The organism is Shewanella sp. KX20019, from assembly GCF_016757755.1.
Classification (GTDB): Bacteria; Pseudomonadota; Gammaproteobacteria; order Enterobacterales; family Shewanellaceae; genus Shewanella.
The window spans coordinates 4034464-4059450 of sequence record NZ_CP068437.1; the positions used below are offsets into that span (position 1 = coordinate 4034464).

Below are 24987 nucleotides of genomic sequence, written 5' to 3' on the forward strand. Positions count from 1 at the left end.
GCGAACACTAGGCTTATATGTATATAACCAAACGTGGTTTACATTATTACTTTCGGCGGTTTAGAACACTCTGGTTCAACACGCTAAGCATTTTTTCGGTATCATCCCAACCAATACAAGCATCAGTGACGCTCTGACCATAACAAAGCGATTGCCCTTCAACTGGATCTTGACGGCCTTCAACCAAGTTACTTTCAACCATCACACCAAATATTGACGTCTCACCAGCACTTATTTGCCCAGCAACATCGTCAGCGACAGACATCTGCAATGCAAATTGCTTGCGGCTGTTGGCATGGCTAAAGTCGATCATAATGTTGTTAGCTAAGCCTGCTTTATCCAGCTGCTGATTAATTTCAGCCACATGCGCAGCACTATAATTAGGCTCTTTACCACCACGGAGAATGATATGGCAATCAGGATTACCCTTGGTTTCAACAATCGCAGAGTGCCCGAATTTAGTCACAGATAAGAAGTGGTGTGGAGCACTTGCTGCGCCAATCGCATCGATAGCCACTTTAATCGTGCCATCAGTGCCATTTTTAAAACCAACCGGACTAGAGAGACCAGAAGCGAGTTCTCTATGCACCTGTGATTCGGTGGTACGGGCGCCAATTGCGCCCCAGCACATTAGATCAGCCACATACTGGGGAGTGATCATGTCAAGAAACTCACCCGCTGCAGGCAAGCCCATATCATTGAGATCCAGCAATAGCTTTCGTGCTGTGCGCAGGCCATCATTTAGTTTGAAACTATTGTCCATATTTGGATCGTTGATTAAGCCTTTCCAGCCGACAGTCGTGCGAGGCTTTTCAAAATAGACTCGCATGACAATCTCTAACTGATCTTTATATTGCTTACGTAACTCCACAAGACGCTTACCGTATTCAACCGCTGCTACCGGATCATGGATAGAGCAAGGACCAATAACCACTAACAGACGGTCATCTTTTTTAGCTAAAATATTGTGGATGCTTTCACGCGCATTAAATACGGTCGCTGATGCGTTCTCTGTTGCCGGAAATCGCTCCAAGATAGCAATTGGAGGTAACAACTCTTTGATCTTATTAATTCGAACATCATCATTTTGGTAATACATGGTAATACTGCGCTCCGTCTAGCGTATGAAAAATAAAAATGGGACTCTCAATTGCGATACTGAGTTCAATTTATCCAGTATCTCTTCACATTGCAATCAAGTTATCAAAAATAACAATAAATAAATTTAAGCACATGTTTTAGAAAGACTTAGCAAAACACTTTTACATTAGTTTCATTCATATATAGCCCATTCAATCCCGTTAAACATCAGGTTATTCTTTTCAAGGCACCATAATGCACTCAAACATCACTACACTCAGCTAATGACTGTGCAGCTCAAGCTTAATTGAATCGATAGTAGCAATAGAAAAGACATGCTTGCCGGCCGTTCTGCGACAATGGCACCGCATATTTAGCTAGATAAATTGAGTAGGCTAAATCCCGCCGTAAATGACGTATCTATAATGAATGGGCAGGATGAAGTAGTGTGACTAGTGGCTCTTCATCGCATGAAGCTTTGACTGGTATCGGCGCTTACTGTTGCTATCGTTTGTTAGCGATAATGCTTTTCTCATATTAACTTCAGCCCGTCGTTCGTCACCTGTAGCCCAATAGGTCCTTGAAAGTCCGAAATAAAATTCATGGCGGTAATCGGCTTTCTCAATCGCTCGTCGGTACCATCTTAATGCCAGCTGATATTCTCTATCAAAATACGCTTGCTGCGCCATACCATAGTAATAATAAGGGTTTCTAATACGGGCAAGCTCCATAACTTTGTGCACTCCAGCCCACTCGTCGAGTCTATCTTGCTCGCCGAGAATAATCGCATAGTTATACAGCGCGTTCATATCTTCTGGGTTTATCGCTAAAGCCAGCTTATACAAGGCTTCAGCTTCATCTGGTAAGCCTTTATATCGATACAACACGGCTAGGGTGTTTATAGCGGGCAAAAACTGGTTATCTTGCTGTAAACTCAGTTTAAGTAATCCGTAGGCCTTGTCATACTCTCTTTTTACCAGCGCTTCAGCAGCCAGATTATTGTAAAACATCGAAGTAACCATAGATCGGCTAACCCGGTGTTTATCGTACCCTTGCATGGCACGCTCCGGTAAGAAATCGATCTGAATAGCACCGGCAGAAACATTCAATATGTGGCCCTTCTCTTGCGGCAATAGTTTTAGATTAATATGTCCATTGACCAAATATAACCCTCCCTGCTGATCCCATACCGGCGGAATATCAATCTCTTGATACTCAACTCTCACACCCAGTTGTTGTGCAATAGCGGCCGTTAGTAGCACCAGAGACAAGCAGTTACCCTCGCGGTCGCCAAATGTATCGCTAGCAGAGCGAGTCACATTATCGGCATAACGAAAACCACCCTCTTGAGCATTTATATAATTAGCTAACCATTGATGCGTCATAGTGCTCGATTTTGATAGCTTAGCTCTATTAGCCTCATTTCTAACTCGAGTTATGTCTTTTTCACTTAGAGAAAATATGCTTTCCGCAGAGGGTAAATCGTTAGGTATATTGAAATGCTCATCATGATAATAGCTTTCAAGCTCATACTGAAGGCTTGGCCCGCTAGTCGAGCTACAAGCTTGAAGCAAGAATAGAAGCGGAAATGATAGAACTAAAGGAATGAATTTCATAACGCTCTCAACGCAAAAAATCATACCTATAAGCATAGTAAGAAAAACGAATCGACTTGGATAAAAACGTTACAAAGAGTAAATCAAAAGTATACTAACCATAGAAAGCCTCAGCCTCTATTACTTAGCCTGTGGCTGATCGATCTCAATGTAGAGCTGTTGTTTTTGATATTCATAAGGCCTATAGAACTGGCCACGACAGGTAAAATAACGATAAGGTGTAGCAATAGGCAAGCAACCCACGGGCAATGCTTGTAAGATTTGGATTTGTTGTTGAAATCTGAGCATTTCCTGCCATTCATGGTCTGCAAGCACCTGATCGCGCACAGCAAAAGCATCGAACGGTTCGCTAGATTTTCGCACCACAACCTGCCCCGCTACTGCCGGTAAGCAGTAGGTAAACAACAGCAATAGGCTAATGCTAATCACTTTACTCATCAGATAAGTACCCAATTATAGTAGCAAGTCTCCAGCCATCGTATACCGATAACCACAGCAATTCCACCAAGTCTCTTATCATTAATAGAAAGGCCATAACATCGCTTAAGGGGAAATTTCAGCTAGCGTAATTGCATTGTAGATTAATCAAATGCCCAGATAAAAAGCAGGGCCTAAGCCCTGCTCCCTTGCTGTACCATAACAATATTAGTTGGCACTTTTCACCGAGACAAACTCAGGGTATGCATCAATACCGCAATCAGATGCATCCATTCCATTATACTCTTCCTCTTCTGTAACACGGATCCCCATCGTCAATTTGAGTCCAAGCCACACAACAGTAGACGCCAAGAATACCCAACCGAATATCACTGCAGCACCATAAAGCTGTGTGCCAAAAGAGGCATCGGCGTTAGACAGCGGAACCAACATTAACCCCAGTAACCCAGCTACACCATGGACTGAGATAGCACCGACTGGATCATCAATTTTTACTCGGTCAAACGCAACAATAGAGAATATAACCACGCCGCCAGCCACGATACCAATGACGCCGGCCATAGCAAGAGAGGGAGATAAAGGATCTGCAGTAATCGCAACAAGCCCTGCCAAGGCACCATTTAAGATCATGGTTAAATCAGCTTTGCCCCAAATCAACCGACATACAATCAGTGCTGAAATAGCACCAAAGGCGGCTGCAGAGTTAGTATTAACAAAAATTTTGGCCACTGCGCTAGCATTTTCAGCATCCGACACTAGCAGCTGTGAGCCACCATTAAAGCCAAACCAGCCCATCCACAAGATAAACATGCCCAGTGTAGCCATAGGTAAATTAGAACCAGGAATCGGATTAACTTGACCATTAGCGCCATATTTACCTTTTCGAGCGCCAAGTAGCAGTACGCCTGAGATAGCCGCTGCCGCACCCGCCATATGCACAATACCGCTTCCAGCAAAATCAACAAAACCCGCTTCAGACAAGAAGCCTCCGCCCCATGTCCAGTAACCTTCCACCGGATAAATAACCGCTGTCATAAATACTGAGAATGCAAGAAACGCCCATAGCTTCATTCTTTCTGCCACTGCACCAGATACAATCGACATCGCCGTTGCAACAAACACCACTTGGAAGAAAAAGTCAGACTCAAGCGCATGATCTGCGCCATCGGATTGCGATCCAATCAATGATCCAAACGAAGGTAACCATCCACCTTCAGTGTTATCAACGTACATAATGTTATAACCAACAACTAAATACATTACACAGGCAATTGAATATAAGCAGACGTTCTTAGTTAAAATTTCAGTGGTATTTTTAGAGCGAACAAGACCCGCTTCTAACATAGCGAAACCGGCTGCCATCCACATCACTAACGCACCAGAGATAAGAAAGTAAAACGTATCAAGGGCAAATCGTAGCTCTGTGACCGTTAATCCTAGTTTGGTTAATTCATCCATTGTCCTATCTCCTTTAAAGTGCTTCGTTGTCGAGTTCGCCAGTTCTTATTCTGGTTGCTTGCTCTAGGTTGGTAACAAAGATCTTTCCGTCACCAATTTTGCCAGTACGAGCGGCATTCGTTATCGCCTCGACGAGCATCTCTACGTTTTCTGCTTTAGTGGCAATTTCAAGCTTCACCTTGGGTAAAAAATCAACCTGATACTCAGCGCCTCGATATAGTTCGGTATGTCCCTTTTGTCGACCAAATCCTTTTACTTCAGTTACTGTCATTCCCTCAATGCCCACATTGGCGATGGCTTCTCTTACATCATCTAACTTAAACGGCTTGATAATGGCGCTGACTAATTTCATGGCAAACTCCCTGAAGACTATTTTTAATTCTACTAAAGACAATTCAAGCATTAGGCCAAATATTAAATTCGTTAAAAAACACAGTGATAGCTTAATCTTGTCACAAGAGACAGCATATTAATGCACCAAAAAAGTGCAGTTATTCACTTCCTGCACACTCATAAGGCAAAGTGGTAGCGGCTTAGACTTATCGCCTATTGGATAAAATCGACTTTTGAGGTGTACTGGTAGCCTATTGCAACAAGCCTAAGGACATTAGAATGTTGAAGCCAGAAGATTGCGTATTAGTCATTGTTGACGTGCAGGGGCAACTTGCACGAGTCATGCATCAAAGTGAAGAGTTACACCATAAATTAACGCTGCTTATTAAAGGCATTCAGTTATTCGACATTCCTATCCTATGGCTCGAACAGCTGCCCGATAAATTGGGCGCCACCACTGACGTATTGGCCGCCGAGCTGATAAAAACCACAGAGCCAATTGCAAAACAACATTTTAGTGGCTGGCAATGCCCAAGATTCAGAGCAAAATTGTCAGCAATGGGGCAGAAACATATACTGGTTGCGGGCATAGAAACCCATGTTTGTGTGTACCAAACTTGTATGGATCTATTGGATAATGCTTATCCAACCCACTTAGTTGTAGATGCTATGTCTTCGCGAGATCCTCACAATAAGAAGCTTGGGATAGAGATGATGCAAGCGCATGGGGCGTTACAAACCAATGTAGAGTCACTACTGTTCGAACTGCAACATGAAGCCCTTGGTGAAAGGTTTAAGGCATTACTTACCTTGATTAAATAACTTATTAGTAATTCAGCTATGCTTTATCGCAGCCAAAAAAAAAGCCCTCATTAATGAGGGCTTTTTATAGAGAGCTAGGTAACAAAACCTAACAACACATTAGTCGCTACTTGTAAGTTGCTTCGCGTTTTTCAGCTTCAGCTTCCCACTGAGGAACCAGTGTTTTCTTGAATTCAGCTTTATCAGCATTCATCTTCTTCATATCCATACCTAGAGCCGCTTGAGCTTTAGCCTTGGTAGAAGTGTCTGGGTAAGCAATAGGTTGTTTAACACCTTTAGCAGCAAGTAGTTGAGCTAGCTTGATGCGAGCATCAGCAGCTTTATCTACCGCAGTACCAAGTACGCGTAGTGCTTCGTCAGCAGCGTGAGCAGCAACACCGTGTGATGCAGTTGCATAATCCCAGCGCCATTGTGAATGACGGATATCCATAAGGATAGGCTTCATTTCAGTTGCAGTTGCACCCGCATCCCAAGCAGCTTTTGCTTCGAAGTGAGCTTTAACTAACTGAGTTTCAGCACGTGCTTTAAGATCAGCAACTTTATGCTTACGCTCTTCAGTTAGGTTAACCATGAACTCTTTGCTTTGCTCGTGACAAGTAGCACAAGTTTCTTCAAAGCGATCGAATGGGTTACCAACTTTATGGTCAGTAAACTTACGACCTTCAGCATTCTTAACTTTAGGCATGTGACAGTCAGTACAACTTACGTTGTTCTTACCGTGAACACCTAGCTGCCAAGTTTCATAACCTGGGTGCTGTGCTTTAAGCATTGGAGTCTTAGAAACAGCGTGAGTCCAATCTGAGAACTCGATGTTGTCATAGTAGACTTCCATCTGTTCAACTGTGGTACCGTTATCCCAAGGGAATTTAACAAAGCCTTTCTTGTCTTTAGTCTTCTCGAAGTAGTACTCGACGTGACACTGACCACAAACCATTGACTGCTTGTCTTTACGAGAAGCTTTATCAAATGGTGTGCCTAGAGTTTCCATTGCACGCTCGCCGAATGGACGAGAGATACGTAGCTTAGACTTACCTTTTTCGTGACAGTCACCGCAACCAAGAACGTTTACGATTTCTGGACCGCCTTTAGCCCACTTGCCTGTAAAGTAGCCGTCTTCACCTTGCTCTTCGATCATGCGAGGTACATCAGGGCTCTTACAAGACCAACATGCCATTGGCATTGGACCGTCTTCAGCAGATTTTGGACCACCAGTACGTAGCGTATTACGAACATCGGTAATAGCATACATGTGACCGCGTGGAGCGTTATAGTCTTTCGCAAAACCGTAACCAGCCCAAAGCACAACTAAGCTTGGAACTTGCTCAAGCATATCAACAACTTCTTTACTTTCTGAAGTGTCATGCCAGCTATCATACTGCTTAGAAAATTTATCTTTATAAACCTCGTTACGAGGTTCAGTTTTGTCACTTGCGAATGCGCTACCAGCGATTAAACTTGCAGCAACCATTGCACTTAGTGCAAAAGTTTTTTTAGTTAATGTTCTCACCATCTCATCTCCATTTTACTTTATAATCTTTATAGTCCCACCTATTCCAAGGTCAAAGTTAGTCTCTTGCAGCAAACATAGACATACCCCATTAGGGGTATCCGCCTTAAAACTTGCGGTAGATCAACTTGTAAACGTGTTGTTGCTCACACTTTTATGTTTTTAGTAACGTATTCAAGTAGTCACTAATATAGAACAGCTATAAACGAATAGCACATAAAGCCAATAAATGAGAGTTTTTGAATGAAAAAAGGCAGACTTACATCAGCGATATGGGGATTCATGCTAACGCTGATATTACTGTCCAGCGGACTAGCCATTTTTGCCATCGTTAATTTGTCCTACAGTTTAGGCGATGCTAGAGCAATTAATGCTTCAGGGTCGCTAAGAATGCAAAGTTATCGACTAATGTTTTATGCTAATTCTGGAAGTGAATCGGCAGCTGATAAAATAGCAGAGTTTGAAAATACATTAAATTCTCAAGCACTTAAAGCATCACTTACCTGGTACACTCCACAAGACATGAAGGATAAGTACTTAGCCGTCATCGATAAGTGGCAAGTGATGCGTTATTACATAGAATCGGAGAACTCTAGACTGTATGCCGCGGCGCTAAAAGACTTCGTCGATACCATTGATCTTTTTGTATTAGAAACGGAGCAACATGCTGCCTTTAAACTTAAGCTACTTGCGATAAGCCAAATAGTCGGTTTAGGTATCATGCTGCTGGTTGCCTTTGTCACTGTAAGAATCGCCAAGCGCAAAGTTGTTAAGCCTTTGCAACAATTAATGCAGGCTGCAGATACAATTTCACAAGGCAATTTTAATGTAGTAATGCCTAAAACAGAGTATATCGAATTGAGTGCATTAAGCAGTGCTCTCGATAGTACTGTAAAAAAACTGGCGAGTGTCTATCAAGGACTAGAATCTCAAGTACAAGAGAAGACCGTTGCTTTAACGCGTGCCAACAATGAGCTTAAATTACTCTATGACAATGTAGTAATGCTGCACTCAAGTAAATTAGACATAAGTACGCTGACTGATGCCATAAACCAATTGCAAACCCATGAACCTAACATCAGCTTGAGATTAGTCGTGGTAGAGGACGAACAGGTCCAATACATCATCGACGCACAAGGGGAGTGGCCCCATGACGTTAAAGCCTCACAGAAATTTGCACTGCTGTTTGAGCAAAACAATCTAGGTTATTTAGAAGTCATCTCTGATCACCCATTCTCAACAGCACTTTATAGTAACTTTGCCATTATGCTGGCCCGCTCTATGGTGATCCACAATGCTGGTGAGCAACGACAACAACTCGCACTAATGGATGAACGCGGCGTTATCGCGCGCGAGTTGCATGACTCTTTGGGGCAATTACTGTCATTTTTAAAAATCCAAGTCAATTTACTCTCAAAAGAGTTGGATAGAACATCTAAAAGCCCACGGGCGGCTGAGCAGCTACAGGAGATAAATGAAGGGGTTAATACCGCCTATGCCCAGCTCCGAGAGTTGTTATCCACCTTCCGGCTAACCATTAAAGATCCCAACTTGGGTCATGCAATAGAAGCCATGGTGGAGCAATTACGCTGTCAAAGTGATGCAAACATCACACTCGATTATAAACTGCCAGTGCAACTGCTAGGGGCTCATCAGCATATTCATATTTTGCAGCTCACTCGTGAGGCAACACTCAACGCCATCAAACATGCTAGCGCGCAACATATTCATATCAGCTGTCAGAAGATATCGGATGCTAAAGTTATTATTAGTATTAGTGACGATGGCGTTGGAATAGAGAAGCTCAAAGAGAGAGATCAACATTTTGGCTTAGGGATAATGCATGAGCGCGCAAGTCGGCTATCAGGTGTGGTAGAATTTACCTCTAATGAGGAAGGTGGCGCTACAGTGACATTAACCTTCCCGCCTCAGCAGGAGCCTGTATGAGTTTAATGTTAAATAAAACAGGTTCTAAACAGGTACAATTGACATGTTTTTCGAATTACGAATTTACCTCAGCAGGAGGCATCTAAATGGGTAAGCCTTATTCAGTGCTCGTTATTGACGATCATCCACTACTTCGTCGTGGGATTTGTCAGCTTATTACTTCAGACTCTGACTTCACGCTATTTGGTGAAGCAGGCAGTGGACTAGACGCGCTTTCTGCCGTCGCAGAAAATGAACCCGATATAGTGTTGCTTGATCTCAACATGAAAGGGATGACAGGTCTAGATACTCTCAATGCTTTACGGCAAGAAGGTGTCACATCACGTATCGTTATTTTGACCGTATCGGATGCTAAACAAGACGTGATTCGACTGGTTCGTGCCGGTGCAGATGGTTATCTGCTTAAAGATACTGAGCCAGATCTACTGCTCGATATGCTCAAAAATGCCATGCTAGGTCATCGTATTATTAGCGAAAACGTTAAAGAGTATTTGTCAGAGCTAAATAGCTCGATCAACGAACAAGAGTGGATTGAAAACCTAACTCCTAGGGAACTCGAGATACTGCAGCACCTCGCTGAAGGGCAGAGTAACCGAGTGGTCGCTGAACAATTACATATTAGCGAAGGTACCGTTAAGGTGCATGTAAAGAACCTACTTCGTAAAGCGAATGCTAAATCACGCACAGAGATGGCCGTGAGGTATCTTAACCAATAACGTTTATCGTTAAACAGCAAAAAGGCAGCCTAGGCTGCCTTTTTCATTACGTTAAAAACATAATTATTGTTCATCCAAAAACTTACGCCAATTAACCAAGACAGCATAAAAATCCTCTAGACCACAAAATGCCTCAGACTCACCATCATAGAATGACATTGATTCATCCATCTCAGCTTCATCATCCTCGCCCTCTGCAATATTATTGGCAAACACTCTGACCTGTTCATTATCTAGCTCAATCGACAATGCTTTGCCAATTAGGCGCCATTCGCTCAACTGACTCGATTGTAGTAGTGCTATCTGTTGGCATATATCAACATACTTTTCAGCATTGTCACCAAGCTCTTCCGACAACCAAAAACCTAGCGCTTCATGATCCATACTAAACCGGGCAAATGCAGTACCGGTTATTGTATTGCGCAAAAAATCATATTCCATAATCTGGCTCAAAATTTAATAAGACTTCAACTAACCTCATTTTAACTTAATAAACGTCGACTTGCCCTATTCTGTTCAAATACTAATGATTGGATATCCAATTAACAAATAGTGACAGTTTGATACACACTTAATCACGCTATATCGTGACATTACAGTTTAACGTATACTTATTCAGCCTTTATACCCATCCTAGCTGATATGCAGGATCCAGTGGGATGGCTATATCACTCATTTCGCGACGGGATCGACCATGGCAGCTATCAACCTTAAGCATAAAACCACTCATGCAGACTTTCTGCCCGAGAACCAACTGATACTCAATGCGGTCAGCGAAGGTATTTATGGATTTGATCTCGACGGTAATGCGGTTTTCATCAATCCGGCGGCTGAAAAGATGACGGGTTGGCAAACTCAAGAGTTGTTAGGTAAGAATATTCATGACTGCCACCACCATAGCCATAATGATGGCAGTCATTACCCCAAAGATGATTGCCCTATTTACAATACCCTCAAGGATGGCGCAGCCAGAGAGATAAGCCATGAAGTGTTTTGGCGTAAAGATGGTTCTAGCTTTCCAGTACATTACACCTCAACTCCAGTGTATAAAGATGGCGTGCTCATGGGCGTAGTCGCGATATTTCGTGACATCAGTATTCAAAAGCAAACGGAGCAGTCACTCCGCCAAGCATTAGAACAAGTTCAAGCCTTATCTGAAAAGCTCTCCTTCGAGAATCAATATTTGCAATTAGAGCTGGCCGACCGCACTGGAGATGTGGGTATATCAGGTAGCAGTCAGCCCATTAACCAACTGATCCAGCAAATTAAGTTAGTGGCCAATACCGAAAGCACTGTATTAATCAGTGGTGAGAATGGCACAGGTAAAGAGCTTGTTGCGCGTAACCTGCACCGCTTAAGTAACCGAGCAAACAAGCCACTAGTGAGCGTCAATTGCGCTGCATTTTCAACAGCATTGCTTGAAAGTGAACTGTTTGGTCATGAAAAAGGCGCCTACACAGGTGCCACAAGCCGCCGAAAAGGCCGTTTTGAACTGGCCAATAATGGCACTCTGTTTCTCGATGAAGTGGCCGAGCTGAGTCTAGAAGCGCAATCAAAACTACTGCGAGTGATTCAAGAGCAAGAGTTTGAGCGAGTGGGCAGTAGCCAAACCATTAAAGTCGATATCCGGCTCATCACAGCAACCCACCACGATCTACTCAAGCGAGTCGAGCAAGGTCTATTCAGAATGGATCTGTATTATCGTCTTAATGTATTTCCTATTGTGGTACCGCCGTTGCGTAACCGCCTGTCCGATATACCAGAACTTGTCAGCCATCTGATGCAAGAGCTTAATAAAAAGCTGGGTAAAAAAATCAGCAAGGTTAGCCAACGTGGCATGCAAAACTTAGCTAAACATACCTGGCCAGGTAACGTGCGCGAACTACAAAACGTACTTGAACGAGAGATGATTCTATCAACAGGAGCGGTGCTCGAATTTGGCCAACTAGCAACCGAGCCTCAGGCAAAAATATCTACCACAACCCCCAATGCTAAACAGACCTTAGCTGAGATTGAAAAAGCGCATATTCTAAGAATATTAAAACAAAGCCAATGGCGGATCTCAGGGCCAAGTGGAGCTGCAGCGATTTTAGGTATGCCGCCCAGCACCCTACGCTCGCGTATGAGTAAACTTGCCATTTCTCGACCAGTGTAACCAAGCTCCAGAGCCAAAGAGCACGACATAGAGCAAATTAGCGATATATCGTGAGTTAAATATATCTAATCAAAAGTAATAGTCCTATTAATCAACAACTTAAAATATGGCCTAGAGCTTGCTATATAGCCCCTGAGTGAACAATGTCAGTGCCTATAGAGAAGCCAATGTTAAATAACAACAATAGCAACGCAATAGAAAACACCAATAACCAGCTAACGAATAATCGCATTCCGATAAAACAAATCCCCTCACTGCAGGTCGACAGCCAACCCAGCAGCAAGATCCACATGCGGGAACAAAAAGGCTATTTCCAACGCATTCGAACTGGGATGAATAGTTTATTGGTGGCGTTATTTTTTCTACTGCCATTTATCTCCTATCAAGGTCGACAAGCAATTCTGTTTAACATTAGCGACCAGCAATTTATCTTTTTTGGTACCACACTGTGGCCGCAGGATTTCACTATTCTTGCATGGGTGTTTATCGCCGCTGCGTTCCTGCTATTTTTTGCCACGGTATTTTGGGGCCGGGTCTGGTGTGGCTATCTGTGCCCACAAACTGCGTGGACTTTCATGTTTGTTTGGATTGAGGAGCGTATTGAAGGCAGCCGCAACAAGCGTTTTGCTTTAGATAAAGCGCCAATGAGTTTAAAGAAGTTCAGCAAACGCACCAGTAAACATTTGGCATGGGGCTTAATCGCCCTTTTTACTGGTTGTGGCTTTATCGCTTACTTTATTCCTGCCAGAGAGCTGTATGTTGATATTCTAAGTTTTGATGCCAGCTTTTGGATCAGCACCTGGGTATGGTTCTTTGCCATCTGTACTTACCTAAATGCCGGTTGGATGCGCGAGCAGATGTGTTTACATTGCTGTCCCTATTCTCGTTTTCAGTCAGTTATGTTTGACGCTAACACTAAGACCGTAACCTATGATGCCACTCGCGGTGAAAGTCGTGGTCCTCGTAAGCGTAAGCAAGCAACTGACTTAGGCGATTGCGTAGACTGCAACCTTTGTGTGGATGTTTGCCCAACCGGTATCGACATTCGTAACGGACTTCAATATGAGTGCATCAACTGTGGAGCGTGCGTCGACGCCTGTAATCAAACCATGGAAAAGTTCGGTTATAAAACCAACCTCATTAGCTACACTAGTGAGAATGGCCTAGTTGACAAAGCCGTGCCATTTTATGAGTCATACAAATTCCTCGGCTACGGAATTGCAGCCTTGATCATGCTCACTGTCATTGGAGTTGATATCAGTAATCGCACAGCCATTGAACTAAACATCATTCGTGACAGACAAACACTGTACCGTGAGACCTTAACTGATGAAGTTGAAAATAGCTTCACACTAAAAATCCGCAACAAGACTCAGCAAGCGCGTCATTACCAAATATATGTCTCTGGCAATACTAGCTATAAACTCGCAGGGAACAGCCGTTTGTTGATTAATGCAGGCGAACAATTGGATTACCCTGTGACCGTTTCAGCCGATCTTAAAGCACTTGAAAGCAGCCGTAGCGCAATAACATTTACCGTGGCGGAGCAGCACAATCACAACCAAGTGTCCCAGCAATCTAATTTCTTTAGTCCGCTCTAACGATAGCCAGCCGAACTGAAAAGCAAAATTCAGCAGGCCAAGAAGTCGGGCAGATAATAACAATCAAGCTTGAGTTAACAGGCAAAGTCCCATGCTTTGTCTGTTAATCCAAGTGGTTAATATCACCACGGCCAAATAGAGTAAAAAATCTAATTGTTACAAGCCGATAGCAATTCATCCATTCTGCTGCAATGAAACAATTTATTTCACCCTTGACCATTGACCTTAAGGTGATAATCGCACTAATCTAAACACCTGTTTGATTTTTATCTTCAATAAAAGAACTGGCTAACTAAGGTATCTCCATGGCATATGATTCAGATTCAACACTCGATCTCTCCCGCTACGCCTCACTCAATGACCTGATTGACCTTGCGAGTGCCAGATACGGTGACAAAGCCGCTTACTCCTGTTTAGGGAAAGAGACCACATTCAACGAGATCAACCGTTATTCACGCCAGTTCGCCGCCTATTTGCAGCAAGAGACCAACTTGGTGCAAGGCGATAGAATAGCCATTCAACTGCCTAATATTACTCAATTCGTGATTGCTGCCTATGGCGCTATTAAAGCAGGCATGGTGCTAGTTAACACCAACCCCTTGTATACCCAGCGAGAGCTGATCCACCAGTTCAATGATTCAGGCGCAAAAGCCTTAGTGGTGCTGTCAGACTTGCTGCCAACATTAACCGAAGTGGTTGCCAGTACCGAAATTGAAACTGTTATCTCAACCCATGCCATGGATCTAATTGCACCGCAACCGCAGCCAGAAGTGCCGTTTGCCACTATTCACTTTTGCGATGTCTTAAGAGTGGGTGAACAACTTAGCTATGCACCGGTCATTAGCGTATCGGGGCAGATAGCCGCGCTGCAATATACTGGTGGTACGACTGGGTTATCGAAAGGGGCTATGTTGACTCATGGCAATTTACTTGCCAATGCCATGCAGATAAAATCACGCTTAGGCAGTCGCCTAGTTGAAGGTGAGGAGATATTTGTCGCCCCGCTGCCTGTTTATCATATCTATGCCTTTATGGTGAATTTAGTGCTTTATTACGAGCGCGGTGGTTGCTCAGTACTGATCCCCAATCCACGTGATATCTCAGGGCTAATCTCAGCCTTAGCGCAATATCCCTTTACTGGTTTTGCAGGGCTCAATACCCTGTTTGTTGGCTTGTGCCATCAACCAGAATTCAAAGCATTAGATTTTAGCCATTTAAAAGTGACTATTTCAGGAGGCACTGCTTTGACTCAGGCAGCCGCCACGGTTTGGCAGCAAACCACAGGTTGCACCATCTCTGAAGGATATGGGTTATCAGAAACCTCACCAGTGGTATCGCTCAATGCACCGGGACTTGAGCAGCTCGGCACCATTGGCAAACCCGTACTAGGCACTCAGGTAAAAATTCTCGATATGGATGATAACGAAGTCGCCAACGGTGAAACCGGAGAACTTGCCGTATTCGGCCCACAGGTAATGCTAGGATATTGGAACAATGCCGAAGAAACCCATAAGGTGATGACCAGCGAGGGCTACTTTAAAACCGGTGACATTGCCGTCGCAACTGATGATGGTTTTCACAAGATTGTCGATCGTAAAAAGGACATGATTATCGTCTCTGGCTTTAACGTCTACCCCAACGAAGTCGAAGATATACTTGCAAGCCATGAAGCCGTGCTAGAGTGCGCCGTGATTGGTATTGATGATGAACGCAGCGGAGAAGCAGTAAAAGCCGTCATCGTACTGGCCGACAGTCATATGGATCACCAGCAAGCCAAAGTCATTATTGAAAGCTATTGCCGCGAGCAATTAGCCGCCTATAAGATCCCAAGAGTGATTACCTTTGTCGACGCACTGCCAAAGTCTACCGTCGGTAAGATATTACGCAGAGAATTGCGTAAGTGATTCTGAGTTTGGTTTTGGTCTGAACACTATAAAGGGAGCCAATGGCTCCCTTTATAGTGAGAATGATTGCCACTACTTTCAAATCTGCAAAGCCATATCATTATAGTGACCTAATGCTCTTGAGTTAACTTCTAACATAAGAGGTTCCAATTGCCTGCGGCAGGTGCTGGACAGGATGTTCGAATGTTGTGATCACATGGATGTGAATGAACGACCGTATGCGCAGACACAGCTGAGGCACGCTTTACGCCGTCCATGGCCGCTCTGCGGTTTCATCCCTGAAACCGAAGGCCTCAGCCGTATCTACACTGGATTATAAAAGCGCAAACTCTCAGCATCTGAGTTATCAGTCTTCCAATAAGAAATAGCTGTCTATCAGTAAACATCATGGCTTAAATACATTAACCAAACCTACAGAATCAAATCTCCCCCGTTGGAAATTTTGCTTTTTAAATTTCGCCGGGGCGCTGAGGGTTTGACTCTTATGAAATCAAGAGCGGGTACAAGCGCTTTACCTCTTGGCTCTGGTGTGGGCGAAGCGCCACGACCTTAGTGGCCGCAGGCCATAGTGCAGGATTCCGAGATGCACAATTAAACGCAGCTTTAATCGCTAGTAGCTAACAGTTACCTACCCGTAATGACCTATGACTGATTAACCCAAATAATCTGTTCCATAGCAAAACCTAACCGCTTAGTCTGCTCGGTAAACTGCTGCTTGAGTTCATCACTCACCTCTGGGGAGCATGACCGAAACCCTAAAAAACAGCTTAACTCGATAACCCTGCTGCATCATCAGTCAACAACTGTAGGCTCGCAAACTCTCGGTAAAGCTCACTGCTCTGCATCAACTCTTTATGAGTACCACTAGCCACCACCTGACCTTTATCCAGCACTAGAATACGATCGGCATTGATAACTGTCGCTAACCTATGGGCAATGATCAAGGTTGTTTTATTCACCATCAAGCTATCGAGCGCTTGTTTAACTTTTTGCTCGCTAATAGCATCGAGTGCACTGGTGGCTTCATCCAATAATAAAATTGGCCTATCGGCTAAAATCGCCCGAGCAATCGCGATGCGCTGCTTTTGCCCACCAGATAAACGCACCCCTCGTTCGCCTAAATAGGTTTGATAGCCATCGGTAAACTCAACTATAAACTCATCAGCCCTGGCGGCAATACAAGCTTGTTTGACTTCAGCTTCAGTGGCATCCAAACGGCCATAACGCACATTTTCCAGTACGCTGCAGGCAAATATCACCGACTCCTGTGGCACCAATGCATATTGCTGGCGTAGTAATTGTGGGCTCAGCTGGGCAATATCAACGCCATCGAGTTCAATGCTGCCACTTTTTAATACATAGAAACGTTGCAGTAGCTCAAACAAGGTGCTCTTGCCCGCGCCGCTAGCACCGACCAAGGCAACCCTTTCAGCGGGTTTGATGTGAATATCCAAACCACGGATAACCTCTCCCTCACCGTCTTGTTCAATGCCGCCTTCGCGGATATTACTATAAGAAAAATGTACCTGTTTTAACGCAAGCTCTCCACGCACAACGGCAGGTAAAGACTGCGGCTCGGCAACGGTCGGTATATCAATCGGAGTTTCAACCAGTTCGATAAGGCGCTCGGTCGCGCCTGCCGCGCGCTGTATTTCACCAATCACTTCGCTAATCGTCGCGACAGACCCTGCCACCATGACCGCATAAAACATAAAGGCCGATAGCTCACCACCGGTGATACTACCGCTCATTACATCGTGCGCGCCCACCCATGTCACCAAGGCAATCGCCAAGATACTCAGAAACATCACTAGTGAGATCAAAATTGAACGGTACATTATCCGCCCTTTAGCGGCGTGCATAATCGCTTCGACCCGATCATTGAAAAGCTCTCGGTCTCGCTCTTCATGGGAATAGGCTTGCACTGTGTGGATCTCATGCAGCGTTTCATCAACATAAGCGCCTAAGTCACCCACTCGATCTTGGCTCTTACGTGACAAGTCGCGCACTTTGCGGCCAAAAAAGAAGATAGGCCCCAATACCATAGGCACGGCGAGCAATACTAATCCGGTCATTTTGAGGCTGGTAATCGCCATCATCACGATGCCACCAATCACAGTAACGCTGGCGCGCAGTGCCATCGACAAACTTTGTCCGACCACCGATTGCAGCAAGGTTGAATCAGCAGTAAAGCGCGAGATCACCTCGCCAGTGCGCAGCTTTGCGTAAAAGCCCGGCGAGAGCTTGAGCAGATGGTCATAGACTTTTAAGCGGATATCGGCGCTAACGCGCTCACCTAACCAAGTCATTAAGTAGAAACGGCAAAAAATAGCGCTGCTGCTAAGGGCGGTAATTCCTACCACCAGCAGAATAATTTGATTTAGACGGGAGCCATTATCTTGTAAAAATCCCTCATCGACCATTAAGCGCACACCTTGCCCTAACGACAGCCATGCCAGCGAACCGATGAACAGAAAGACAATTGCAGCAATCACTTTAGCGCGATAAGGTTTTAGAAAAGTGCCAATCCATGGCAACACAGCCCGGCGACTGACAGGATCAAAACCCGTGGATGTTTTATCATTCGCTGCTGTATTTGGTGCCTTGCTTGGTGTTGTAGTCTCAGAGGTTCCAGAGGAGACTGAAGATGTTGGTTGGCTCAATGCAATATCCTTAATCTCAAACGAGATTAAATTAAAAAGTAAACGACATTAGAATAACAAAACCCGCACAAGAGCGGGACATTTTTGGAACGTGAATATGCAAACAAGTTTGTTTGAGTATTTGGCTAAAAATAAGTAGGCAGATCATAAATGGGCTCATGTTATAGTGAAACCATTCTTAGCTAAGCATTCATAAAATATGGCACAGCAGATCTCAGACGAAACGAAAAATGAAGCAATGAAAGTGGCAAAGTCGATTCAAAAACCAGGACAGACAAAAGAGCAAACCAAGCTCGTTGCCCTAGGAATAGAAAAAGGCATAGCCGAATACAAGAAGCAGCAAAAAGGCAAAGCTCGCGTTCGCGATAAGCAGAAAAAACAGCAGGTACGAGCGAAAGCCCGCGCCACTGAGAATGAGCATGAAGTCGAAGAAAGCATTGAAGATCGCGCCGCCAGTCCCTACCTGCCTTGGGGATTATTAACCCTAAGCTGGATAGGTTTCATCAGCTATATCGTCATGAGTAAGTAGTCTGTGCTTTTCGCACGATAACTACCACGATAACTACCACGATATAACTATCGCGTTATAACGACCGCATCAAAATAATCACCGTTTAGCTGCACCTTTTTGTGTGGCGAGACGATGATTCAGCTTTAGCTTACTATCTGGCACTAGCCCTCAATAGAATTCGCCAAAAATAGGACGTCGACGGCTAATATTAAGCAATAAAAACCACAGCAACACCTCTCTTAAATTCTGTTCATAACTTGTCATAACTTGTCTTAACTTGTTCATTGTTCCCGCCATCGTTGTTCACAACCTCCTACTATAATGTCCTTATCAAAGAAAGGATTGAGCAGGAGAAATACGGTCATGACAAATCAAAATCTCGAGAACGAGCAAACGAGTAACAAGAAGAGTGAGCTTAAAGCCTTAAGTTTTATCATCTTCATTTTATTCCCTGCGTTAAGCATCGCTTTTGTAAGCACTTATGGCTTCATCATCTGGATGATCCAAGCATTTGGTGGCGTTGTCGCTCACTAATCCCTACTCCACTTTTTATACTTATTATGAGGATGCGATTATGAGATGGTTACTTAACATCTGGCGCACACTAAACAAACCAGCACAATACCTTACACTTGGCTCCGTCAGTGTTTCAGCCTTTCTAATGGGCGTTATCTTTTGGGGCGGCTTTAACACCGCGCTTGAAGCCACCAACACAGAAGAATTTTGTATTAGCTGCCACAGCATGGAAAGCATGCCCTATAAAGAGCTGCAAGAAACGGTGCATTGGTCAAATCACTCAGGGGTTCGTGCAACCTGCCCTGATTGTCATGTCCCCCATGAATGGGGCCGTAAGATGGGCCGAAAAATTGAAGCCTCTCACGATGTATGGGGCTGGTTACTCCAGTCAGTCAATACGCCAGAGAAGTTTGAAGAGAAACGCTTAGAGATGGCCAGCCGTGAGTGGAAACGTTTCGACCGAGACAATTCACTGGCCTGTAAAAATTGCCATAACTACGACTCAATGAAATGGGAAGACATGTCTAAGCTGGCGCAAAAGCAGATGAAGCGCGCGGCAGAGCTAGACCAAAGCTGTATCGATTGCCACAAAGGCATCGCTCACAAGCTACCTGATATGGGTACCGCTCGGGCACCAGAACTGATTGCAGAAGTCGGCTCAGGTGTTAACGGCCTAGAAGTTGATCAAAGCTACTTCACCGCACTGACTAAACCACTTTACTTCAACGAGAAAACCGATGTTGAAGCCGGCACGCTAAACATCGCCACTAAAGTGAAAATATTAGAACTTAAAGGTAACCGCGCCAAAATTGGTATCGACGGTTGGAGAAAGAAAATTGGTGCTGGTCGCGTGATCTACTACGACTTTGGCCTAAATATTCTATCGGCTCAGCTCACTAAAGATGCGGCACTTGAAGAGGGTGTAATTCAAACCTTCGAAGAGAAGGAAGATCCAATGACTGGCCTTAAATGGCAGCGTGTGGAAGCGGTTATCTGGACCGATACCGACTACCTCCTTAGTGACCTACAGCCACTTTGGGACTATGCACGTAGCACCTATAGCACCAGTTGCAGCGTATGTCATACCCAACCAGATGAAAACCACTTTGACGCCAACACATGGCCAGGTATGTTCCAGGGCATGATCGCTTTTGTCAACATGGACCAAGATACCCAGGCTTTAGTACAGAAGTACTTACAAGAGCATTCATCAACTTTCGATAAGTCGGCGCACTAATAGGACATCACATTATGAAAAGAAGAGACTTTTTAAAAGGCCTAGTCGGCACATCTTATGTTGTACTTAGCGGCTCATCTGTCCTGGCACCATTAAATGCGTTAGCAGCATCAGGCGCAAAGGCGAGCGACGGTTGGTTAACTACTGGCTCACACTTTGGCGCTTTCAAAATGAAGCGTAAAAACGGCGTGATTGACCAAGTCATTCCCTTTGACCGCGACAAGTATCCAACCGACATGATTAACGGTGTCAAAGGCTTGGTCTATAACCCGTCGCGTGTACGTTATCCGATGGTTCGCTTAGACTTTTTGCTGAAGGGTCACAACAGCGATACCACTCAACGAGGCGACTTTCGCTTTGTACGAGTGACTTGGGACAAAGCGCTGTCTCTGTTTAAAGACTCCCTTGATGAAGTGCAAACTAAATATGGTCCATCAGGGCTACATGCTGGCCAAACAGGCTGGCGCGCCACCGGTCAGCTGCACTCTAGCACCAGCCATATGCAACGCGCCGTCGGCATGCATGGTAACTTCGTAAAAAAAGTGGGCGACTACTCAACGGGTGCGGGGCAAACCATTTTGCCTTATATCTTGGGTTCAACAGAAGTGTACGCTCAAGGTACCTCTTGGCCGCTCATTCTTGAGAACTCTAAGACTATTATCTTGTGGTCAAACGACCCTTACAAGAACTTGCAAGTCGGTTGGAATGCTGAGACCCATGAGTCATACGCTTACCTTGCCGAGCTGAAAGAGAAAGTCGCTAAGGGTGAAATACGCGTTATTAGTATTGACCCTGTTGTGACCAAGACCCAGCAGTATTTAGGTTGCGAGCAGTTGTACGTTAATCCACAAACTGATGTGGCGTTAATGCTAGGTATCGCCCACGAAATGGTGGCAAAAAACCTCCATGACACTAAATTCATTGAAGGTTACAGCTTAGGCTTCGATCGGTTCCTACCGTATATCCAAGGCGAAACCGACGGTGTTGAAAAAACACCTGAATGGGCTGCTGAGATCACAGGCGTTTCAGCTGAGATCATCCGCGACTTAGCAAAAGTGATGACTAAGGGTCGCACCCAAATGCTAATGGGCTGGTGTATCCAGCGTCAACAGCACGGTGAGCAACCTTACTGGATGGCAGCAGTACTGGCCACTATGACGGGGCAAATTGGTTTACCCGGCGGCGGTATTAGTTATGGTCACCACTACTCAAGCATTGGCGTACCATCATCTGGAGCAGCGGCACCTGGCGCTTTCCCACGTAACCTGGACGAAGACCAAAAGCCACTGTTTGATAGCACTGACTTTAAAGGCACAAGCAGTACCATCCCGGTTGCACGCTGGATTGATGCCATTTTAGAACCCGGTAAAACCATCGATTCAAACGGTTCTAAAGTGACCTTCCCTGATATTAAAATGATGGTGTTCTCTGGTAATAACCCGTGGAATCACCATCAAGATCGTAATCGCATGAAACAAGCCTTCCATAAGCTTGAATGTGTGGTAACCATAGACATGAACTGGACTGCGACTTGTCGTTTTTCAGACATCGTTCTGCCTGCATGTACAACGTTTGAACGTAATGACATCGATGTCTACGGCAGTTATGCCAACCGCGGTGTGCTAGCGATGCAAAAGATGGTTGAGCCACTATTTGATAGCTTGTCAGACTTTGAAATTTTCACTCGCTTTGCCCGCCTTATGGGTAAAGAGAAAGAGTACACCCGTGGTATGACAGAACGTGAATGGCTCAACAAGCTTTACAGCGACTGTAAAAATGCCAATGCCGGCAAGTTTGACATGCCAGACTTTGACGCGTTCTGGAAAGAGGGCTACGTACACTTTGGTGAAGGTAAACCTTGGACACGTCATGCTGCCTTTAGGGAAGATCCTGAAATTAACCCATTAGGTACGCCTTCAGGTTTGATTGAGATCTTTAGCCGCAAGATTGCTCAATATAAATATGATGATTGTCCTGGTCACCCAACATGGATGGAAAAGTCAGAGCGCAGCCATGGCGGTCCAGGTTCAGACAAATTCCCAGTATGGATGCAGTCTTGCCACCCTGATAAGCGTTTGCATTCACAGATGTGTGAGTCAGAAGAGTTCCGTGGCACTTACACCGTTAAGGGGCGTGAGCCGGTCTACCTCAACCCTGATGACGCTAAAGCGCGCGGCATAAAAGCGGGCGATGTGGTTCGAGTATTTAACGAGCGCGGTCAACTGCTCGCGGGTGCCGTGGTGTCAAATAACTTCCCTAGAGGGGTCATTCGCATCCACGAAGGCGCTTGGTATGGCCCTGTTGGCGAAGATGGCAGCAAAGAGGGTGGCGCTGAAATTGGCGCACTGTGTAGCTACGGCGATCCGAATACCTTGACTCAAGATATCGGCACCTCAAAACTTGCTCAAGCGTGCTCGGCCTATACTTGTCTGGTTGAATTTGAAAAGTATCAAGGTAAAGTACCGAGTGTCAGTTCATTTAGCGGACCCGTTGAGATAGCACTATGAGCACTGAAACAGCAGCTAACCCAGTAAACCAAGCAAGAAGTACGGTCTATCAGTTACTTTCATCACTGTTTGCGAAAGAGATAGATCATAAAACATTGCATGAGTTGACCAGTACGCAAGCACAAGCGTTCTGGTCACAACTTGCTGCTGAGTCAGACTTCAAAGCAGATGTTGATGTACTAGTGGCTGAGTTTGCCAAACTCAATAACGACAAAGCCCTGCTTGAACTTGCAGCCGATTATTGTGGTTTGTTTTTAGTTGGGACCAAGCACAGTGCTTCGCCTTACGCGAGTTTGTATTTGACGGATAAGCCTGCAACAAAAGGCAATGAACCTCTGTTATTTGGAGAGCAACATCAACAGATGACGCAGTTTTTAAAACAGAGTCAGCTGCAGGTACAAAGTGAGTTCCCTGAACCCGCCGATCATCTGGCGGTGATCTTGGCTTATGTGGCACATACCAACACGCGTACCAATAACCAACAACAGTTGCAGTTTATCCGTGACAATCTTGCTAACTGGTTAGCCACTTTTGTGGCAAAAGTGGCTAAGGTCGATACGGGTAAGTTTTATATCGCATTAGCACAACTGACACTTGCTTGGGTTAAGTCCGATGTTGAGTGGCTTGAAAGCGAAAGCTAAAACCTCAAATGAGGGCTGATAGCGATAGCCGCTGACAAAGCGATACAGGTTATAGCCTTTGGCAACAAACATACAAATGCCGATAATGATTTTTTCATTATCGGCATTTTTGTCTGTCAACAAATCTGTAACTAAGTCAGTACTTCTGCTCTGGGCCTCCTTACTGGTTTGCGCTACACATTGGGTTACATGATAATGACCTAGCCGAATTGGCTGTAGAAATATTCACCTACGGCCTCCCCGCTTCCCTAAACAATTCTAAGATGCTATATAAAGCTAACCAGATCTGCATTTAGCCAGTTAAGTTGTCATTCGAACAAAGACCTATGGGTCAAAGGAGAGGTTACATCATGGAGGAGTCAATCCTACCCCTTGCTATCTTAGTACTCATTTTTTACATCTATCGTTCACAAGAAACCGATAAAAGACTGCGAATCATCGAAAATAAAATAGACACATTGCTGAAAAATAATGGCATTGTCTTTGATGAAGGACTGCATGTATCCAAAGAGGTATTAACCGCTGTCACCTTAGGTAAAAAGCTTACAGCCATTAGGTTATACCGCAAAGAAACGGGGGCGGGCTTGAAAGAAGCGAGTGAGGTCATCAACAGGCTTGTGGCAAAAACATAGACTGCATTGCTAGGTAAACAAACTCCAAAACGACAATATGACACAAGCAGGTTTTATGCATAAAAGTAGATTAGCCGCACTGGTTTTAGACAGCAAAGTGGATAACATAGAGCAAGCAAACCTCTTTTGGGAGCAGGCTTTGGGTGCGCAATGCGTGCGCTCAGATGAAGAGTGGTCTACTCGCTATTCACATCTTGAAACTCCAATTGACCAGCCGCAGATCTTGATTCAGAAAACAACCCACGAGAGTCGAGTTCATCTCGATATTGAAACTGACGACATCGACTCCGAGGTTAAACGTTTAACGCAAATTGGCGCGATAGTGGTAGAAACATTTGCCCGCTGGGTTGTTATGCAAGCGCCAACAGGCCATCGATTTTGCGTGGTCAACCCACAAAGAAAGGACTTTAACACTGCCGAAAATGTCAATACTTGGAAATAGACGGCTGAACTTCGCTTAGCCATTAACGGAATACAAGCGAATTAAACAAGGATGAATATGTTCAAGAACCAGGAAGACCACCTTTTTTGTCGCTGTAAACACTGCAATTCAGCCAATGTGTCTGTCACATTTTCATTTATTCCCAACTTACTCACCTATCCATTAGGGTTGTGTATTATGATCTTAATGGGGTTTCAGCCTCTGCCCATAAAACTGCAGTGTAAGGCGTGCTCCAACACATTTTATGGTAGTGGCATACAT

General features: G+C 44.6%; 21 protein-coding genes. 13 read left to right on the plus strand and 8 right to left on the minus strand.

Annotated features, from left to right (window positions below; genetic code table 11):
• Positions 1-46 precede the first annotated feature (46 nt).
• The 5 genes from aroG to JK628_RS17490 form a co-directional block, all read right to left on the minus strand.
• A complete protein-coding gene (gene aroG / locus JK628_RS17470; protein WP_202286216.1) occupies positions 47-1099 on the minus strand; it encodes a 3-deoxy-7-phosphoheptulonate synthase AroG in 1053 nt (350 codons plus the stop codon).
• A gap of 433 nt (positions 1100-1532) precedes the next feature.
• The gene (locus JK628_RS17475) at positions 1533-2465 is read right to left on the minus strand and encodes a tetratricopeptide repeat protein (protein WP_337249429.1); all 933 of its coding nucleotides are present in this window, start codon (positions 2463-2465) and stop codon (positions 1533-1535) included.
• 351 nt (positions 2466-2816) lie between these two features.
• On the minus strand, positions 2817-3134 hold the full coding sequence (locus tag JK628_RS17480) for a hypothetical protein (protein WP_202286218.1): 318 nt from the start codon (positions 3132-3134) through the stop codon (positions 2817-2819).
• A gap of 207 nt (positions 3135-3341) precedes the next feature.
• Entirely contained in the window at positions 3342-4592 is a 1251-nt protein-coding gene (locus tag JK628_RS17485; protein WP_202286219.1) for an ammonium transporter, read from the minus strand.
• Positions 4593-4605: 13 nt separating this feature from the next.
• The gene (locus tag JK628_RS17490) at positions 4606-4944 is read right to left on the minus strand and encodes a P-II family nitrogen regulator (protein ID WP_202286220.1); all 339 of its coding nucleotides are present in this window, start codon (positions 4942-4944) and stop codon (positions 4606-4608) included.
• A 260-nt stretch (positions 4945-5204) separates the two neighbouring features.
• Between JK628_RS17490 and JK628_RS17495 the strand changes: the two genes are divergently transcribed.
• Complete coding sequence (locus JK628_RS17495; protein ID WP_202286221.1) at positions 5205-5747, plus strand: isochorismatase family protein; 543 nt, start codon at positions 5205-5207, stop codon at positions 5745-5747.
• Positions 5748-5853: 106 nt separating this feature from the next.
• Here the strand turns inward: JK628_RS17495 and nrfA are convergent, their stop codons facing one another.
• On the minus strand, positions 5854-7257 hold the full coding sequence (gene nrfA, locus JK628_RS17500; RefSeq protein WP_202286222.1) for an ammonia-forming nitrite reductase cytochrome c552 subunit: 1404 nt from the start codon (positions 7255-7257) through the stop codon (positions 5854-5856).
• A gap of 240 nt (positions 7258-7497) precedes the next feature.
• Between nrfA and narQ the strand changes: the two genes are divergently transcribed.
• Both narQ and JK628_RS17510 read left to right on the plus strand, forming a co-directional pair.
• Entirely contained in the window at positions 7498-9201 is a 1704-nt protein-coding gene (gene narQ / locus JK628_RS17505; RefSeq protein ID WP_202286223.1) for a nitrate/nitrite two-component system sensor histidine kinase NarQ, read from the plus strand.
• Between the two features lie 86 nt (positions 9202-9287).
• Positions 9288-9917 carry a response regulator gene (locus JK628_RS17510; protein WP_202286224.1) on the plus strand — a complete coding sequence of 210 codons (630 nt, stop codon included), beginning with the start codon at positions 9288-9290 and terminating at the stop codon, positions 9915-9917.
• A gap of 63 nt (positions 9918-9980) precedes the next feature.
• Here the strand turns inward: JK628_RS17510 and JK628_RS17515 are convergent, their stop codons facing one another.
• Positions 9981-10358 (minus strand): YacL family protein, encoded by a 378-nt coding sequence (locus JK628_RS17515; protein ID WP_202286225.1) that lies wholly within the window; start codon positions 10356-10358, stop codon positions 9981-9983.
• A gap of 253 nt (positions 10359-10611) precedes the next feature.
• On the opposite strand from JK628_RS17515, the gene JK628_RS17520 reads away from it, so the two are divergent.
• The 3 genes from JK628_RS17520 (at position 10612) to JK628_RS17530 (ending at position 15577) form a co-directional block, all read left to right on the plus strand.
• Positions 10612-12072, plus strand: a complete 1461-nt coding sequence (locus JK628_RS17520) for a sigma-54 interaction domain-containing protein (RefSeq protein ID WP_202286226.1) — start codon at positions 10612-10614, stop codon at positions 12070-12072.
• 167 nt (positions 12073-12239) lie between these two features.
• On the plus strand, positions 12240-13673 hold the full coding sequence (gene ccoG, locus JK628_RS17525; protein ID WP_202286227.1) for a cytochrome c oxidase accessory protein CcoG: 1434 nt from the start codon (positions 12240-12242) through the stop codon (positions 13671-13673).
• A 305-nt stretch (positions 13674-13978) separates the two neighbouring features.
• Entirely contained in the window at positions 13979-15577 is a 1599-nt protein-coding gene (locus JK628_RS17530; protein WP_202286228.1) for an AMP-binding protein, read from the plus strand.
• A 767-nt stretch (positions 15578-16344) separates the two neighbouring features.
• Here the strand turns inward: JK628_RS17530 and JK628_RS17535 are convergent.
• Positions 16345-18240, minus strand: a complete 1896-nt coding sequence (locus JK628_RS17535) for an ABC transporter transmembrane domain-containing protein (RefSeq protein ID WP_202286229.1) — start codon at positions 18238-18240, stop codon at positions 16345-16347.
• A gap of 199 nt (positions 18241-18439) precedes the next feature.
• On the opposite strand from JK628_RS17535, the gene JK628_RS17540 reads away from it, so the two are divergent.
• The 7 genes from JK628_RS17540 (at position 18440) to JK628_RS17570 (ending at position 24726) form a co-directional block, all read left to right on the plus strand.
• Positions 18440-18769 (plus strand): DUF2956 domain-containing protein, encoded by a 330-nt coding sequence (locus tag JK628_RS17540; protein ID WP_202286230.1) that lies wholly within the window; start codon positions 18440-18442, stop codon positions 18767-18769.
• Between the two features lie 345 nt (positions 18770-19114).
• Positions 19115-19285: a trimethylamine N-oxide reductase system protein TorE gene (gene torE, locus JK628_RS17545; protein WP_202286231.1), complete on the plus strand. Its 171-nt coding sequence runs from the start codon at positions 19115-19117 to the stop codon at positions 19283-19285.
• A 40-nt stretch (positions 19286-19325) separates the two neighbouring features.
• Positions 19326-20504, plus strand: coding sequence for a pentaheme c-type cytochrome TorC (torC, locus tag JK628_RS17550; RefSeq protein WP_202286232.1), 1179 nt, complete (start codon positions 19326-19328; stop codon positions 20502-20504).
• Between the two features lie 14 nt (positions 20505-20518).
• Positions 20519-23011 carry a trimethylamine-N-oxide reductase TorA gene (torA, locus tag JK628_RS17555; RefSeq protein WP_202286233.1) on the plus strand — a complete coding sequence of 831 codons (2493 nt, stop codon included), beginning with the start codon at positions 20519-20521 and terminating at the stop codon, positions 23009-23011.
• A complete protein-coding gene (gene torD, locus JK628_RS17560) occupies positions 23008-23652 on the plus strand; it encodes a molecular chaperone TorD (RefSeq protein WP_202286234.1) in 645 nt (214 codons plus the stop codon). Before torA ends, torD begins: the two co-directional genes overlap by 4 nt.
• 350 nt (positions 23653-24002) lie before the next feature.
• Positions 24003-24284 carry a hypothetical protein gene (locus JK628_RS17565; protein ID WP_202286235.1) on the plus strand — a complete coding sequence of 94 codons (282 nt, stop codon included), beginning with the start codon at positions 24003-24005 and terminating at the stop codon, positions 24282-24284.
• 55 nt (positions 24285-24339) lie between these two features.
• Positions 24340-24726, plus strand: a complete 387-nt coding sequence (locus tag JK628_RS17570; RefSeq protein ID WP_202286236.1) for a VOC family protein — start codon at positions 24340-24342, stop codon at positions 24724-24726.
• The last annotated feature ends 261 nt before the right edge of the window (positions 24727-24987 follow it).